The organism is Frigoribacterium sp. RIT-PI-h, from assembly GCF_001297205.1.
In the GTDB taxonomy this organism is placed as follows: Bacteria; Actinomycetota; Actinomycetes; order Actinomycetales; family Microbacteriaceae; genus Frigoribacterium.
In genome coordinates this window covers 24012-38703 of the sequence record NZ_LHOZ01000042.1, presented here as the reverse complement: position 1 = coordinate 38703, position 14692 = coordinate 24012, and the positions used below count along the sequence as shown (strand labels likewise).

The following is a 14692-nucleotide window of genomic DNA, read 5'->3' as shown; positions in this document are numbered from 1 at the left end:
TCGTCGACCTCAGGGGAACGGCCGGCAACTCTACGAAAGAGTTGCCGACCGGACGATCTTAGTTGGCCGAGTCGGCCGAACGGAACGGGAAACCGAGCGCCTTGAGCAGCGCGCGCCCCTCGTCGTCGTTCTTGGCGGTCGTGACGACCGTGATGTCGAAGCCACGGACGCGGTCGATGCGGTCCTGATCGATCTCGTGGAACATGCTCTGCTCGTTGAGACCGAAGGTGTAGTTGCCGTTGCCGTCGAACTGGCGGTCGCTCAGACCACGGAAGTCACGGATGCGGGGAAGCGCGAGCGACAGCAGTCGGTCGAGGAACTCCCAGGCACGGTCGCCACGGAGCGTGACGTGTGCACCGATGGGCTGGCCCTCGCGGAGCTTGAACTGCGCGATCGACTTGCGAGCCTTGGTGACCTGGGGCTTCTGGCCGGTGATGGCCGTCAGGTCCTTGATGGCACCGTCGATGATCTTGCTGTCGCGAGCCGCTTCACCGACACCGGTGTTGACGACGATCTTCACGAGTCCGGGCACCTGGTGCACGTTCGTGAAGCCGAAGTCGGACTTCAGCTGCTCGATGATCTCGGCGCGGTACTTGGCCTTCAGCCGCGGGAGGGCCGTGGCGGCCTGCGTGGTGGTGTCGGTCATCAGAGGTTCTCACCAGACTTCTTGGCGTAACGGACGCGGACGGTCTTGGACACGCCGTCCTTGGTGACCGTCTCTTCGCGGAAGCCGACGCGGGTCGGCTTCTTGGTCTTGGGGTCGACGACGGCGACGTTCGACACGTGGATCGGTGCCTCGTGCGTCTCGATGCCACCGGTCTTGGAACCACGCTGGGTCTGGCCGACACGAACGTGCTTGGTGACGAAGTTGACGCCTTCGACGACCACGCGGTTGCGCTCGACGAGCACCTCGAGGACCTTGCCCTGCTTGCCGCGGTCTCCGCCGCGGGCCTGCGAGGCACCGGTGATGACCTGCACGAGGTCACCCTTCTTGATGTTTGCCATGACTTAGATAACCTCCGGCGCCAGCGAGATGATCTTCATGAACTTCTTGTCGCGGAGTTCGCGACCGACCGGTCCGAAGATGCGGGTTCCGCGGGGATCTCCGTCGGCCTTCAGGATCACTGCGGCGTTCTCGTCGAACTTGATGTAAGAGCCGTCCGGACGACGGACCTCTTTCTTGGTGCGAACGATGACGGCCTTGACGACGTCACCCTTCTTCACGTTGCCACCGGGGATGGCGTCCTTCACCGTGGCGACGATCACGTCACCCAGGCCGGCGTAACGGCGGCCGGAGCCACCGAGGACGCGGATGGTGAGGATCTCTTTTGCCCCGGTGTTGTCGGCGATCTTGAGGCGGGATTCTTGCTGAATCACTTGTGTCTCCTTCTACGCAAGCAGGCCGCGAGGCCTACTTCGCCTTCTCGAGGATCTCGACCAGGCGCCAGCGCTTGGAGGCGCTGAGCGGACGGGTCTCGCTGATCACGACGAGGTCGCCGACACCGGCCGAGTTGGCCTCGTCGTGGACCTTGACCTTGGACGTGCGGCGGATGACCTTGCCGTACAGGGGGTGCTTCACGCGGTCCTCGACCTCGACGACGATGGTCTTGTCCATCTTGTCGCTGGTGACGTAGCCGCGACGCGTCTTGCGGTAGCCGCGGACCTCGACGGCAGCCGAGTCGACCTCGGTCTTGTTCTCGGTGGCCATTACTTGCTCTCCTCGGCGGTCTCGTCAGCCGTCTCGGCCGGCTTGTCAGCCTTCTTGGTCGACTTCTTGGCAGCCTTGGGGGCCGCCTCGACCGGGGCGGGGGTGGCACGGATGCCGAGCTCGCGCTCACGCAGGACCGTGTAGATGCGAGCGATGTCGCGCTTCACGGCACGCAGGCGGCCGTGGCTCTCGAGCTGGCCGGTGGCCGACTGGAAGCGGAGGTTGAAGAGTTCTTCCTTCGCCTTCTTCAGCTCATCGACGAGACGCTCGTCTTCGAATGTGTCGAGCTCGACAGGACGGAGCTCCTTGGAACCGATCGCCATTATGCGTCGCCCTCCTCGCGCTTGATGATGCGTGCCTTGAGGGGCAGCTTGTGGATTGCACGAGTGAGCGCCTCTTTGGCGATCTCCTCGCTCACGCCGCTGAGCTCGAAGAGCACGCGACCCGGCTTGACGTTCGCGACCCACCACTCGGGCGAACCCTTACCGGAACCCATGCGGGTCTCGGCGGGCTTCTTCGTGAGGGGACGGTCGGGGTAGATGTTGATCCACACCTTTCCGCCACGCTTGATGTGACGCGTCATCGCGATACGAGCGGACTCGATCTGACGGTTGGTCACGTAAGCGGGCGTGAGGGCCTGGATGCCGTATTCACCGAAGCTGACCTTGGTGCCACCAGTGGCCTGGCCACTACGGCCGGGGTGGTGCTGCTTGCGGTGCTTGACACGACGGGGGATAAGCATGGTTACGCCTCAGCTCCTGTGGTGGCGGGTGCCTTCTGCTCGCGGGGAGCGCGGTCGCCCCCGCCGCGGCGGGCGCCGTCACGGTCGTTGCGGCGCTCGGGGCGAGACGACTTCTGGTTCGCCTGCTCGCGCGCGAGCTCCTTGTTGGTGATGTCGCCCTTGTAGATCCAGACCTTGACACCGATGCGACCGAAGGTGGTCTTGGCCTCGTAGAAGCCGTAGTCGATGTTGGCGCGGAGGGTGTGCAGGGGGACGCGACCCTCGCGGTAGAACTCCGAGCGGCTCATCTCGGCGCCGCCGAGACGACCCGACACCTGGATGCGGACACCCTTGGCACCGGCACGCTGAGCGCCCTGGAGCCCCTTGCGCATCGCCCGACGGAACGCCACGCGAGCAGCGAGCTGCTCGGCGATGCCCTGGGCGACGAGCTGGGCCTCGGCCTCGGGGTTCTTGACCTCGAGGATGTTGAGCTGGATCTGCTTGCTCGTGAGCTTCTCGAGGTCGCCGCGGATGCGCTCGGCCTCGGCACCACGACGACCGATCACGATGCCCGGACGGGCGGTGTGGATGTCGACGCGGACGCGGTCACGGGTGCGCTCGATCTCGATCTTGGCCACGCCGGCGCGGTCGAGCGAGGTCTTGAGCAGGGTGCGGATCTTGACGTCCTCGGCGACGTAGTCGCTGTAACGCTGTCCCGGCTTGGTGCTGTCGGTGAACCACCGCGACACGTGGTCGGTGGTGATGCCCAGACGGAAGCCGTACGGGTTGACTTTCTGGCCCATTACTTGCTCGCCTTCTTCGTAGCGTCGGCAGCCTCGACCTCATCAGGCGTCGAGAGGACGATCGTGATGTGGCTGGTGCGCTTCAGGATCTTGAAGGCGCGGCCCTGTGCACGCGGCTGGAACCGCTTGAGGGTGGCGCCCTGGTCGACGAATGCACGACTGATGTACAGGTCCTGCTCGTCGAGGTAGCTGTTCGAGGCGTCCGCCTTGACCCGAGCGTTGGCCATGGCCGACGCGACGAGCTTGTAGACGGGCTCGCTGGCACCCTGAGGCGCGAACTTCAGGATCGCCAGAGCCTCGGCGGCCTGCTTGCCGCGGATCAGGTTGACGACACGACGGGCCTTCATGGGGGTGACGCGGATGTGACGCACGCGTGCGATCGACTCCACCATTTCTCTCCTCCTTCACGTCGCCGCGCTAGCGGCGACGACCCTTCTTGTCGTCCTTCACGTGACCACGGAAGGTGCGGGTGGGCGCGAACTCACCGAGCTTGTGGCCGATCATGCTCTCGGTCACGAACACGGGGATGTGCTTGCGTCCGTCGTGCACGGCGATGGTGTGCCCAAGCATGTTGGGGACGATCATCGAACGGCGCGACCAGGTCTTGATGACGTTCTTGGTGCTGGCCTCGTTCTGCGAGACGACCTTGCGAAGCAGGTGGTCGTCAACGAAGGGGCCCTTCTTAAGACTGCGTGGCATCTTCTACAACTCCTACTTACGCTTCTTGCCAGCGTTACGACGACGGACGATGAGCTTGTCGCTCTCTTTGTTGGGGTGACGCGTGCGGCCCTCTTTCTGGCCCCACGGGCTGACCGGGTGACGTCCACCGGAGGTCTTGCCCTCACCACCACCGTGCGGGTGGTCGACGGGGTTCATGGCGACACCACGCACGGTCGGGCGGACGCCCTTCCAGCGCATGCGGCCGGCCTTGCCCCAGTTGATGTTCGACTGCTCGGCGTTGCCGACCTCGCCGATCGTGGCGCGGCAGCGGGCGTCGACGTTGCGGACCTCGCCCGACGGCAGACGGAGCTGCGCGTAGGGGCCGTCCTTGGCGACGAGACGCACCGAGGCGCCGGCCGAGCGGGCCATCTTCGCGCCTCCACCGGGCTTGAGCTCGATGGCGTGGATGACGGTACCGACCGGGATGTTCTTGAGCGGCAGGTTGTTGCCGGGCTTGATGTCGGCGGCGGCACCCGACTCGACGACGTCGCCCTGCTTCAGCTTGTTCGGCGCGATGATGTACCGCTTGGTGCCGTCCACGAAGTGCAGGAGCGCGATGCGAGCCGTGCGGTTGGGGTCGTACTCGATGTGAGCGACCTTGGCGTTGACGCCGTCCTTGTCGTTGCGACGGAAGTCGATCACGCGGTACTGGCGCTTGTGGCCACCACCGATGTGACGGGTCGTGATGCGACCGGCGTTGTTGCGGCCACCGGACTTCGAGAGCGGGCGCAGCAGCGACTTCTCGGGCGTCGAACGCGTGATCTCCGCGAAGTCGGCGACCGACGAACCGCGGCGACCCGGGGTCGTGGGCTTGTAGTTACGAATTGCCATGATTTATGCCTCTGCTCCCTAGCCGACAGCCGTGAAGATGTCGATGGAACCGGACTTCAGCGTGACGATGGCGCGCTTGGTGTCCTTGCGCTTGCCGGTGCCGAAGCGGGTGCGACGGGTCTTGCCCGTTCGGTTGAGCGTGTTGATGCTGTCGACCTTGACGTCGAAGATCTTCTCGATGGCGAGCTTGATCTCGGTCTTGTTCGAACGCGGGTCCACGAGGAAGGTGTACTTGCCCTGGTCGATCAGGGAGTAGCTCTTCTCGGAGACGACGGGCGCGATGATGACGTCGCGGGGGTCTTTTCCGTAGCCGCTCATGCGGTGGCCTCCTTCTTGGTCTTCGAGGCGACGAAGCCGTCGAAGGCGCTCTTCGTGAAGACGATGTCGTCGCTGACGAGGACGTCGTAGGCGTTCAGCTGGTCGAACGTGATCACGTGGACCGTGGGCACGTTGCGGACGCTCTTGAGGGTCAGCGTGTCGTCGCGGTCGGTGACGACCAGGACGTGCTTGCTCGAGGCGATCGACGCGAGCAGGTCGAGGGCGACCTTGGTCGAGATCGAGTCGGCGACGAAGCTCTCGACGACGTGGACGCGGGCGCCACGAGCGCGGTCGGACAACGCACCGAGCAGGGCTGCGGCGATCATCTTCTTGGGGGTGCGCTGGGCGTAGTCGCGGGGCTGCGGACCGTGGACGATGCCACCGCCGGTCATCTGGGGAGCGCGGATCGAACCCTGACGGGCGCGACCGGTGCCCTTCTGCTTGAACGGCTTGCGGCCGGCGCCGGAGACCTCGCCGCGACGCTTGGTCTTGTGCGTGCCCTGACGTGCTGCGGCCTGCTGGGCGACGACGACCTGGTGGATGAGCGGGACGTTCGTGACGACGTCGAACAGCTCGACGGGGAGCTCGACCGTGCTGGTCTTCTGGCCCTTGGCGTCGACGACGTCGACCGAGGTGGCCGATGCGGTAGTGGTGGCCATGAGCTACTTCCCCTTCACGGCGGTACGGACGAAAACGATGCGGCCACGAGCACCGGGGACGGCGCCCTTGACGAGCAGCAGACCCTTCTCGGCGTCGACGGCGTGCACCGTGAGGTTGAGGATGGTGACGCGCTCGCCACCCATGCGACCGGCCATGCGCATGCCCTTGAAGACACGGCTGGGGGTCGAGGAGGCGCCGATCGAACCGGGCTTGCGGTGGTTGCGGTGCGCACCGTGCGATGCGCTGACGCCCTTGAAGTTGTGACGCTTCATGACACCGGCGAAGCCCTTGCCCTTGGAGGTTCCGACGACGTCGACCTTCTGGCCGGCTTCGAAGGTGTCGACCGTGAGCTCTTGACCGAGTGCGTACTCGGCGGCGTCAGCGGTGCGGACCTCGGTGAGGTGGCGGCGGGGCGTGACGCCCGCGGCGTCGAAGTGACCCGTGGCGGGCTTGTTCGACTTGCGGGGGTCGATCTGGCCGGCCGCGATCTGCACGGCGGTGTAGCCGTCCTTCTCGAGCGAACGGACCTGGGTCACGACGTTCGGGGCGATCTCGACGACGGTGACGGGGACGAGCTTGTTGTTCTCGTCCCAGACCTGGGTCATGCCGAGCTTCTTGCCGAGCAGGCCCTTGACGTTCTTGGTGGTGCTGATGGTCATGGTCGCCCCCCTACAGCTTGATCTCGATGTTGACGTCGGCAGGCAGGTCGAGACGCATGAGCGAGTCGACGGCCTTCGGCGTCGGGTCGACGATGTCGATGAGGCGCTTGTGCGTGCGCTTCTCGAAGTGCTCGCGCGAGTCCTTGTACTTGTGGGGCGAACGGATCACGACGACCACGTTCTTCTCGGTCGGGAGCGGCACGGGGCCGACGACCGTAGCGCCCGCGCGGGTGACCGTGTCGACGATCTTGCGCGCGGAAGTGTCGATGACCTCGTGGTCGTACGACTTAAGTCGGATGCGGATCTTCTGTCCCGCCATGTGTGACTCTCTCTCGTTCGGACGTCGCGCACCTCGGGGGCCGCCTGACGCTGTTCGCTGGGCGAACATCTGTTGGCACTACGTGTCTCTCGCGTACCGCTGTTCTTGTGTCAATCCATCTGCCGAAACCGGCCGGTGCCCGCGAGGAAGGACCCGGGGAGGGCCATCTTCGCCACCGCCACCTGCGACCAGGGCTTCGCCCCGGCGCACCGCGACCAGTGGTCACGGCGGTGGTTTCGTTGTGAGATGCGTCCTGCTACCCGCGGCCCAGACGCCTCGCGTCTGTGCACTGCCTGGCAGTGATCCGACACCCGGCGCAGAGGCCAGGCTCGAAATGTTGAACTAGACGATTTTGCCACACGCCTGCATTTGCTGCAACCCGGGCGTGTCGCGGATCTCAGACCGCTTCGACGACCGGAGCCGGCCGGAACCAGGGCGGGTAGACGGCGACGCGCGGTGCGTCGGCGCCCAGCTCGGCGAGCGTGTCCTTCACGGCGTCGCGGACCTTGTCGTTCGGGACGCCCACGAGGGTCACCGAGGAGAAGGGCACCGACCCGGGAACGAGCACCTCGGGTCCGAGCAGGTCGGGGTCCTTCAGGCTGAAGCGGCGGACCATCGACGATGCGTCGTCGAGTCCTGCGGCCGCGCGGACGCCCTCGACGGCTGCATCGCCCTCGGTCACGACGAAGTCGTCGCCGAGCGAGGCGACGGGCACGACGAGCATGACGAAATCGATGGCGCGGGCCTCGCGTGCGGCATCGGACCATTCGTAGCCCTCGGCACCGGTGCGGACGGCGTCCCAGGCGGTCGCGTGGGGCGACAGCGAGAACGGCACGTGAGCCGCGACGGGCTGCCCCGAAGCGGTCGTGACGGACGCGCGGAGGGCCCGCGTGGCTTCGGAGCTGACGTCGAGCACGGGAGTGGCACCGGCCTGCAGCGCCCCGGCCTCGAGGATGGCGGGCAGGTTCGACACGTGGGTCCAGTGGTACGCACGCTGGGTCGAGAACTCGGGGACGGGAGTGGCGGCCGACTGGGCGGCCACGGCCACGGCGGCCGAGTCACGGGCGAGTGCGGGCGTGCTGCGCAACGACTCGGGCTTGCGGTTGGAGGGGCGGCGGCGGGTGGTGACCGACCGTGCGGCGGTCGAGGGCATGCCGTCGGCGACGCCCTCGCGCTTGCGGGGAGCACAGATGTCGCACAACTCTCGCTCGAATCCGTGGATGCACTCGTCAGTCACTGCAGTTGTTCCTCTCGGGCGACCCGAACGGGACGCGACCCTCTAGGTTACGTCACGACGGGGACCGTCCGCAGACCGCAGACCGTGGACGACGACGGCAGCCCGGGGCTCAGCGGAACAGCAGCGCCCGGACCTCGGATTCCGCGGCGTGCAGGCGCGCCGGGTCGATGGTCTCACCGTGGCGGTACGCATCGACCAGCCTGGGGTCGACGTAGGAGGACTTGGCTATCGCCGGGGTGTTGCCGAGCACGGCGGCCGCGTCGCGCATCGCCTGCGCGAGAGACCTCGATTGGCGGGAGGCCGACGCCTGCGGCCCGGAGCGGGCCAAGCTGACGGCGGCGGCGACGGTGCCGTGCAGAGTACGGAAGTCCTTGGCGGTGAACTCGTCACCCGCCCTGTCCTTGACGTACTCGTTGATCTCGGTCGCTCGCAGCGGATGCCAGGCCGCGCGCGCCTCCTCCGCTCGCCCGACGTCGGCCTTCCAGGCGAGCAACCGGGCCCGCCCGCCGCGCCGTTTCAGGCTGCGGACGACGGACGCGAGGTCGGCATCCCGGATCTCGGAGTCCCAGTCCTGACCGCTCTTGCCGGGAAAGGCCAGTGACACCGTGTGACCGGAGACGGTCGCGTGCGCACAGAGCAGGGTCGAGAGCCCGTGGCTGCCGTGCTCCTGCGCGTAGCGTTCGGACCCCACACGCAGGGAACCGGTGTCGAGCATGCGGAAGGCGGCGGCCAGGACACGTTCTCGCCCGGCACCGTCGAGGCGGAGGTCACGCGTCACGAACCGACGGGCGGTCGGCAGGGACTCGGCGAGGGCCAGCGCCCGGTCGAACTTGATGCGGTCCTTCTGCTCACGCCACGTCGGGTGGTAGATGTACTGACGTCGACCTGCGGCGTCCACGCCCGTCGCCTGGATGTGGCCGTTCTCGTACGGCGAGATCCAGACGTCGGTCCAGGCCGGCGGGATGGCGAGGTGCTCGATGCGTCCTCGCAGCTCGGTGTCGGCGACGGCCGTTCCGTCGGCGGTGCGGTACGAGAATCCCCGTCCGGCACGGACCCGGGTCAACCCGGGTCGACTCGAATCGGTCCTCCGGAGGCGCGGCATCGGTCGAGTGAACACCGCCCGTCGCCGAAGGGGCTGGGCGGGGTACAGCGAAGCCCCCGCCGGGGAGACGGGGGCTTGGCGGGAGACGAACTACTGGTTGCCGAGCTTCTTGTCGGCCTGCTCTTTCGCCTGGTGGATCTTGTCGGTGTGCTTGCCACCGGTGGCCTTGTCGGCTGCAGAAGCGACGGCGTCGAGGATGTTGTCGCTGACTCCCTCGGCCTTCTCGCTCTTGAGTGCGTCCTGCACCTTGCCGTCCTTGAGGAAGGCCTGGGCCTTCTTGGTGATGTCGTCGAAGCCTGCCATGACGTCCTCCTGTCGGCGCCGGACCGTCCGACGTCTGGTCCATCGTGCTCCGAGAACGAGAAAGAGGTCAGACCCCGTAGGGCCTGACCTCTCTCGTCAGATCAGCAGTTCTGCGTGAACAGGACTTACTTGTTGATCTTGGTGACCGTACCGGCACCGACCGTGCGACCACCCTCGCGGATGGCGAAGCGCAGACCGGCTTCCATGGCGATCGGCTGGATCAGCTGGACGCTGATCTCGGTCGTGTCGCCGGGCATGACCATCTCGGTGCCCTCGGGCAGCGTGATGACACCCGTGACGTCGGTGGTGCGGAAGTAGAACTGCGGACGGTAGTTCGCGTAGAACGGGTTGTGACGGCCGCCCTCGTCCTTCGACAGGATGTAGACGTTCGCCTCGAACTCGGTGTGCGGCGTGACCGAACCGGGCTTGACGACGACCTGGCCGCGCTCGACGTCTTCGCGCTTGGTGCCGCGAAGGAGGAGACCGGTGTTGTCGCCGGCCTGAGCCGAGTCGAGCAGCTTGCGGAACATCTCGATGCCGGTGACGGTGGTCTTGACGGTCGGGCGGATGCCGACGATCTCGACCTCTTCGTTGACGTTGAGCTGACCGCGCTCGACACGACCGGTGACGACGGTGCCACGACCGGTGATCGTGAAGACGTCCTCGATGGGCATGAGGAAGGGCTGGTCGGTGGCGCGAACGGGCTCGGGCACGTTCTCGTCGACGGCGTTCATCAGCTCGGCGACCGTCTCGGCCCACTTCTCGTCGCCCTCGAGGGCCTTGAGAGCGGAAACCTGGACGATCGGGGCGTTGTCGCCGTCGAACTCCTGGCTCGAGAGGAGCTCGCGGACCTCGAGCTCGACGAGCTCCATGATCTCTTCGTCATCGACCATGTCGGCCTTGTTCAGGGCGACGACGATGTAGGGCACGCCGACCTGGCGGGCGAGCAGCACGTGCTCACGCGTCTGGGGCATGGGACCGTCGGTGGCGGCGACGACGAGGATCGCACCGTCCATCTGAGCCGCACCGGTGATCATGTTCTTGACGTAGTCGGCGTGGCCGGGAGCGTCGACGTGAGCGTAGTGGCGCTTCTCGGTCTGGTACTCGACGTGCGAGATGTTGATCGTGATGCCGCGCTGCTTCTCTTCAGGCGAGTTGTCGATCTGGTCGAACGCCGACGCCGTGTTGAGGTCGGGGTACTTGTCGTGCAGGACCTTGGTGATCGCCGCGGTGAGCGTGGTCTTGCCGTGGTCGACGTGACCGATGGTTCCGATGTTGACGTGCGGCTTGGTCCGCTCGAACTTGGCCTTAGCCACTGTGGGTCCTCCTCAGGACTCGGTTGCGGTGCGGCCGGGGGCCGGGTCGATGACCCGGCCTACCGGACGCCCCGCGGATTGGTGTGTGTACATGTTACGTGGTCGTCGGACGACCACGCGGTTCAGGACTATTCGCCCTTGTTCTTCTGGATGATCTCTTCGGCGACGGCCGAGGGCACCTCTTGGTACGACTCGAACGTCATCGAGTAGACGGCCCGGCCCGAGGTCTTCGACCGCAGGTCTCCGACGTAACCGAACATCTCCGACAGCGGCACGCTGGCCCGAACGACCTTCACACCACTGGCGTCTTCCATCGACGAGATCTGCCCGCGTCGCGAGCTGAGGTCGCCGATGACGTCGCCCATGTATTCCTCGGGCGTACGGACCTCGACCGCCATGAGCGGCTCGAGGAGAACGGGCTGGGCCTTGCGAGCCGCCTCTTTGTAGGCGATCGACCCAGCGATCTTGAACGCCATCTCGGACGAGTCGACGTCGTGCGCCGCACCGTCGAGCAGCAGCGCACGGACGCCCACCGTCGGGTAGCCGGCGAGCACGCCGACCTGCATGGCGTCCTGGATGCCGGCATCGACCGAGGGGATGTACTCGCGGGGGATGCGGCCACCGGTGACCTTGTTGACGAACTCGTAGGTCGACTCGGCCGTGACCTCGAAGGGCTCGAGAGCGATCTGCACCTTGGCGAACTGACCCGAACCACCGGTCTGCTTCTTGTGGGTGTAGTCGTAGCGCTCGATGCCCTTCTTAAGGGTCTCGCGGTACGCGACCTGGGGCTTGCCCACGTTGGCCTCGACGTTGAACTCGCGCTTCATGCGGTCGACCAGGATGTCGAGGTGGAGCTCGCCCATGCCCTTGATGACCGTCTGGCCCGTCTCGGCGTTGAGCTCGACGCGGAACGTCGGGTCTTCTTCGGCGAGCTTCTGGATGGCCAGCGAAAGCTTCTCTTGGTCGGCCTTGGTCTTCGGCTCGATCGCGACCTCGATGACGGGCTCGGGGAACGTCATCGACTCCAGGACGACCTGGTCGGACGGGTCGCACAGGGTGTCACCGGTGGTGGTGAACTTGAGCCCGATGACGGCGTAGATGTGACCGGCGGTCACGCTGTCGACCGGGTTCTCCTTGTTGGAGTGCATCTGGAAGATCTTGCCGATGCGCTCTTTCTTGTCCTTGGTCGAGTTGATGACCTGGGCGCCGGACTCGATCGAACCCGAGTAGACGCGGACGTAGGTGAGGCGACCGAAGAAGGGGTGCACCGCGACCTTGAAGGCGAGAGCCGAGAAGGGCTCGGTCGACTCGGGCTTGCGGATGATGATCTTCTCGGCGTCGCGGACGTCGTGACCCTCCATGGGAGGCACGTCGAGCGGCGAGGGCAGGTAGTCGATGACCGCGTCGAGCATCGGCTGCACGCCACGGTTCTTGAAGGCCGAACCGCAGAAGATCGGGTAGAGCTCGGAGTTGACCGTCATCTTGCGGACGGCACCCTTGATCTCGGCGATCGTGAGCTCTTCGCCACCGAAGTACTTCTCGAGCAGCACGTCGTCGGACTCGGCGACCGTCTCGAGGAGCTTGGCACGGTACTCGGCCGCCTTCTCCTTGAGGTCTTCGGGGATCTCTTCGATCTCGTACTTCGCACCCAGCTCGACGTCACCCTTGGCGTCGCCGCGCCACGTGAGGGCACGCATCTCGACCAGGTCGACGACACCCTCGAAGGAACTCTCGGCACCGATCGGGAGCTGCATCACCAGCGGCTTGGCGCCGAGGCGGTTGACGATCGTGTCGACCGTGAAGTAGAAGTCGGCACCGAGCTTGTCCATCTTGTTGACGAAGCAGATGCGGGGCACGTCGTACTTGTCGGCCTGACGCCAGACGGTCTCGGACTGGGGCTCGACGCCCTCTTTGCCGTCGAAGACGGCGACGGCACCGTCGAGCACGCGGAGCGAACGCTCGACCTCGACCGTGAAGTCGACGTGACCGGGGGTGTCGATGATGTTGATCTGGTTCTTGTTCCAGAAGCAGGTCGTCGCAGCCGACGTGATGGTGATGCCGCGCTCTTGCTCTTGCGCCATCCAGTCCATCGTGGCCGCACCGTCGTGGACCTCACCGATCTTGTGGGTGATGCCCGTGTAGTACAGGATGCGCTCGGTGGTCGTCGTCTTGCCAGCATCGATGTGAGCCATGATGCCGATGTTGCGGACCTTGTTCAGGTCGGTGAGCACATCTTGTGCCACGGGTTCCTCCGAAGGGATAGGTGGGGTAGTGGGGGGGACGAGGAGGTGCGGTGCGCGTCGTGCGCACACCGCGCCTCCTCGTGCCGGTTACCAGCGGTAGTGCGCGAAGGCCTTGTTCGACTCGGCCATCTTGTGCGTGTCTTCGCGACGCTTCACAGCGGCGCCGAGACCGTTCGACGCGTCGAGGATCTCGTTCATGAGACGCTCGGTCATCGTCTTCTCGCGACGAGCCTTGGCGTAGCTGGTGAGCCAGCGGAGGGCCAGGGTGTTGGCGCGGTGGGGCTTGACCTCGACGGGGACCTGGTAGGTCGAACCGCCGACGCGACGCGAGCGGACCTCGAGGGTCGGGCGCACGTTGTCGAGCGCCTTCTTCAGCGTGGCCACCGCATCTTGGTCGTTCTTGGCGGTGACGCCGGCGAGAGCACCGTAGACGATGCGCTCGGCGAGGCCCTTCTTGCCGTCGAGGAGGATCTTGTTGACGAGCTGGCTGACGATCGGCGCACCGTAGACCGGGTCGGCGACGACAGGGCGCTTGGGCGCGGGTCCTTTACGAGGCATTACTTCTTGTCCTTCTTCGCACCGTAGAGGCTGCGAGCCTGCTTGCGGTTCTTCACGGCCTGGGTGTCGAGGGCGCCACGGACGATCTTGTAGCGCACACCGGGGAGGTCTTTCACACGACCGCCGCGCACGAGCACCATCGAGTGCTCTTGCAGGTTGTGGCCCTCGCCGGGGATGTAGGCGGTGACCTCGGTGCCGTTCGAGAGCTTCACACGGGCGACCTTGCGGAGCGCGGAGTTCGGCTTCTTGGGGGTGGTGGTGTACACACGCGTGCACACGCCACGCTGCTGGGGGTTGGACCGCAGGGCGGGGGCCTTGGTCTTGACGACCTTCGGCGTACGTCCCTTGCGGACCAGCTGCTGAATAGTTGGCACTGGTTCTCCTCGTCGGATCTCGACGCTGTTCTCTCGAACACGCCGAGTCGCGCTGCTCTCGCATCGCTCTGCTCTGTCCGGCTGATCAGCCGGCATCCTCGTCTCGGTGGCCGAGACGGTCTGCCCGTCTCGGCCGCGAGGTCGAGGGGGCTTTTATTCGGGCGCGCGGTCAGGCGCACACCCGAAAGAGCTTATCTTGCGGTAGTGCCTTAATCAAATGGTCGGGGGTCGGCGTGCCCCGGGTCGATGCGGGACACGGCGAGCGTGCCCCCGACGACGAGTCCGGCGCAGATCGCCGAGCCGATCACGAAGGGCGACACGGCGTATCGGGCGGCGAAGAGCAGCACCCAGACGAGTTCCTCCCGCACGAGGCCGTAGACGACTCCCCCGACGGCGAGCATCAGGACGTACACGAGCGCTGCGGTGACGATCGCGACGGCGAGGAGGCGCGGTGGGGGCCCTCCAGGGCCGGTCACCTCGTCACCGGTGCCGGAGCGCGTTCCGTCCGCGGTGCCCGGGCGGGCGAACACGGCGGGCTGGGCGGGGAACGTGCCCCGCACCTCCGGAGCCCTGTCGTCGCGGGCGTCGGAGAGCGCCGCCGACCGCAGGAGCGACAGCAACACGACGAGCACGGCGGCGGCGACCATCAGGGGGCCGAGGAGCGTGCCGGCGTCGGGCTCGTCGATCGGGTCGCGGTCGAGCAGCAGCGCCTCGAAGCCCGCGACCATGATGACGAGCGCACCGAAGAGGACGGTGCCCATGACGGCGTAGACGGCTCGGGACATCCTTCGAGGCTACGCGTCCGCGGGAGGCGCGGTGG

Annotated in this window: 22 protein-coding genes; all 22 read right to left on the bottom strand. The window is 66.2% G+C overall.

Annotated features, from left to right (window positions below):
• Positions 1–58 precede the first annotated feature (58 nt).
• Positions 59–646, bottom strand: a complete 588-nt coding sequence (gene rplE, locus AEQ27_RS03535) for a 50S ribosomal protein L5 (RefSeq protein ID WP_043593346.1) — start codon at positions 644–646, stop codon at positions 59–61.
• Positions 646–1005, bottom strand: coding sequence for a 50S ribosomal protein L24 (gene rplX / locus AEQ27_RS03530; protein ID WP_043593348.1), 360 nt, complete (start codon positions 1003–1005; stop codon positions 646–648). Before rplX ends, rplE begins: the two co-directional genes overlap by 1 nt.
• A 3-nt stretch (positions 1006–1008) precedes the next feature.
• A complete protein-coding gene (rplN, locus tag AEQ27_RS03525) occupies positions 1009–1377 on the bottom strand; it encodes a 50S ribosomal protein L14 (protein WP_043593350.1) in 369 nt (122 codons plus the stop codon).
• 34 nt (positions 1378–1411) lie between these two features.
• Positions 1412–1708, bottom strand: a complete 297-nt coding sequence (gene rpsQ, locus AEQ27_RS03520) for a 30S ribosomal protein S17 (protein WP_054145425.1) — start codon at positions 1706–1708, stop codon at positions 1412–1414.
• Positions 1708–2031 (bottom strand): 50S ribosomal protein L29, encoded by a 324-nt coding sequence (gene rpmC / locus AEQ27_RS03515; protein ID WP_054145424.1) that lies wholly within the window; start codon positions 2029–2031, stop codon positions 1708–1710. Before rpmC ends, rpsQ begins: the two co-directional genes overlap by 1 nt.
• Positions 2031–2450: a 50S ribosomal protein L16 gene (gene rplP / locus AEQ27_RS03510; RefSeq protein ID WP_043593355.1), complete on the bottom strand. Its 420-nt coding sequence runs from the start codon at positions 2448–2450 to the stop codon at positions 2031–2033. The genes rpmC and rplP overlap by 1 nt, the downstream gene beginning before the upstream one ends.
• 2 nt (positions 2451–2452) lie before the next feature.
• On the bottom strand, positions 2453–3232 hold the full coding sequence (gene rpsC, locus AEQ27_RS03505) for a 30S ribosomal protein S3 (RefSeq protein WP_043593357.1): 780 nt from the start codon (positions 3230–3232) through the stop codon (positions 2453–2455).
• A complete protein-coding gene (rplV, locus tag AEQ27_RS03500; protein WP_043593358.1) occupies positions 3232–3624 on the bottom strand; it encodes a 50S ribosomal protein L22 in 393 nt (130 codons plus the stop codon). The genes rpsC and rplV overlap by 1 nt, the downstream gene beginning before the upstream one ends.
• A gap of 25 nt (positions 3625–3649) precedes the next feature.
• A complete protein-coding gene (rpsS, locus tag AEQ27_RS03495; protein WP_043593360.1) occupies positions 3650–3931 on the bottom strand; it encodes a 30S ribosomal protein S19 in 282 nt (93 codons plus the stop codon).
• 12 nt (positions 3932–3943) lie between these two features.
• Positions 3944–4783: a 50S ribosomal protein L2 gene (rplB, locus tag AEQ27_RS03490; protein WP_054145423.1), complete on the bottom strand. Its 840-nt coding sequence runs from the start codon at positions 4781–4783 to the stop codon at positions 3944–3946.
• Between the two features lie 18 nt (positions 4784–4801).
• Positions 4802–5101 carry a 50S ribosomal protein L23 gene (gene rplW, locus AEQ27_RS03485; protein WP_043593363.1) on the bottom strand — a complete coding sequence of 100 codons (300 nt, stop codon included), beginning with the start codon at positions 5099–5101 and terminating at the stop codon, positions 4802–4804.
• Positions 5098–5760, bottom strand: a complete 663-nt coding sequence (gene rplD, locus AEQ27_RS03480) for a 50S ribosomal protein L4 (protein ID WP_054145422.1) — start codon at positions 5758–5760, stop codon at positions 5098–5100. The genes rplW and rplD overlap by 4 nt, the downstream gene beginning before the upstream one ends.
• A 3-nt stretch (positions 5761–5763) precedes the next feature.
• The gene (gene rplC, locus AEQ27_RS03475; protein WP_167599061.1) at positions 5764–6414 is read right to left on the bottom strand and encodes a 50S ribosomal protein L3; all 651 of its coding nucleotides are present in this window, start codon (positions 6412–6414) and stop codon (positions 5764–5766) included.
• Between the two features lie 16 nt (positions 6415–6430).
• Positions 6431–6739, bottom strand: a complete 309-nt coding sequence (rpsJ, locus tag AEQ27_RS03470; protein ID WP_043593369.1) for a 30S ribosomal protein S10 — start codon at positions 6737–6739, stop codon at positions 6431–6433.
• Positions 6740–7136: 397 nt separating this feature from the next.
• Positions 7137–7976: a DarT ssDNA thymidine ADP-ribosyltransferase family protein gene (locus AEQ27_RS03465; protein WP_054145421.1), complete on the bottom strand. Its 840-nt coding sequence runs from the start codon at positions 7974–7976 to the stop codon at positions 7137–7139.
• A gap of 109 nt (positions 7977–8085) precedes the next feature.
• The gene (locus AEQ27_RS03460) at positions 8086–9078 is read right to left on the bottom strand and encodes a DNA topoisomerase IB (protein ID WP_054145420.1); all 993 of its coding nucleotides are present in this window, start codon (positions 9076–9078) and stop codon (positions 8086–8088) included.
• 90 nt (positions 9079–9168) lie between these two features.
• Complete coding sequence (locus tag AEQ27_RS03455; protein ID WP_054145419.1) at positions 9169–9381, bottom strand: Rv0909 family putative TA system antitoxin; 213 nt, start codon at positions 9379–9381, stop codon at positions 9169–9171.
• A gap of 125 nt (positions 9382–9506) precedes the next feature.
• Positions 9507–10697 carry an elongation factor Tu gene (gene tuf / locus AEQ27_RS03450; RefSeq protein WP_054145418.1) on the bottom strand — a complete coding sequence of 397 codons (1191 nt, stop codon included), beginning with the start codon at positions 10695–10697 and terminating at the stop codon, positions 9507–9509.
• A gap of 128 nt (positions 10698–10825) precedes the next feature.
• Positions 10826–12940, bottom strand: coding sequence for an elongation factor G (gene fusA, locus AEQ27_RS03445; RefSeq protein ID WP_054145417.1), 2115 nt, complete (start codon positions 12938–12940; stop codon positions 10826–10828).
• An 87-nt stretch (positions 12941–13027) separates the two neighbouring features.
• Positions 13028–13498 (bottom strand): 30S ribosomal protein S7, encoded by a 471-nt coding sequence (rpsG, locus tag AEQ27_RS03440; protein WP_043593378.1) that lies wholly within the window; start codon positions 13496–13498, stop codon positions 13028–13030.
• Positions 13498–13872, bottom strand: a complete 375-nt coding sequence (gene rpsL, locus AEQ27_RS03435; RefSeq protein ID WP_043593380.1) for a 30S ribosomal protein S12 — start codon at positions 13870–13872, stop codon at positions 13498–13500. Before rpsL ends, rpsG begins: the two co-directional genes overlap by 1 nt.
• Before the next feature lie 209 nt (positions 13873–14081).
• Positions 14082–14657: a DUF6121 family protein gene (locus tag AEQ27_RS03430; RefSeq protein ID WP_054145416.1), complete on the bottom strand. Its 576-nt coding sequence runs from the start codon at positions 14655–14657 to the stop codon at positions 14082–14084.
• Positions 14658–14692 lie beyond the last annotated feature (35 nt).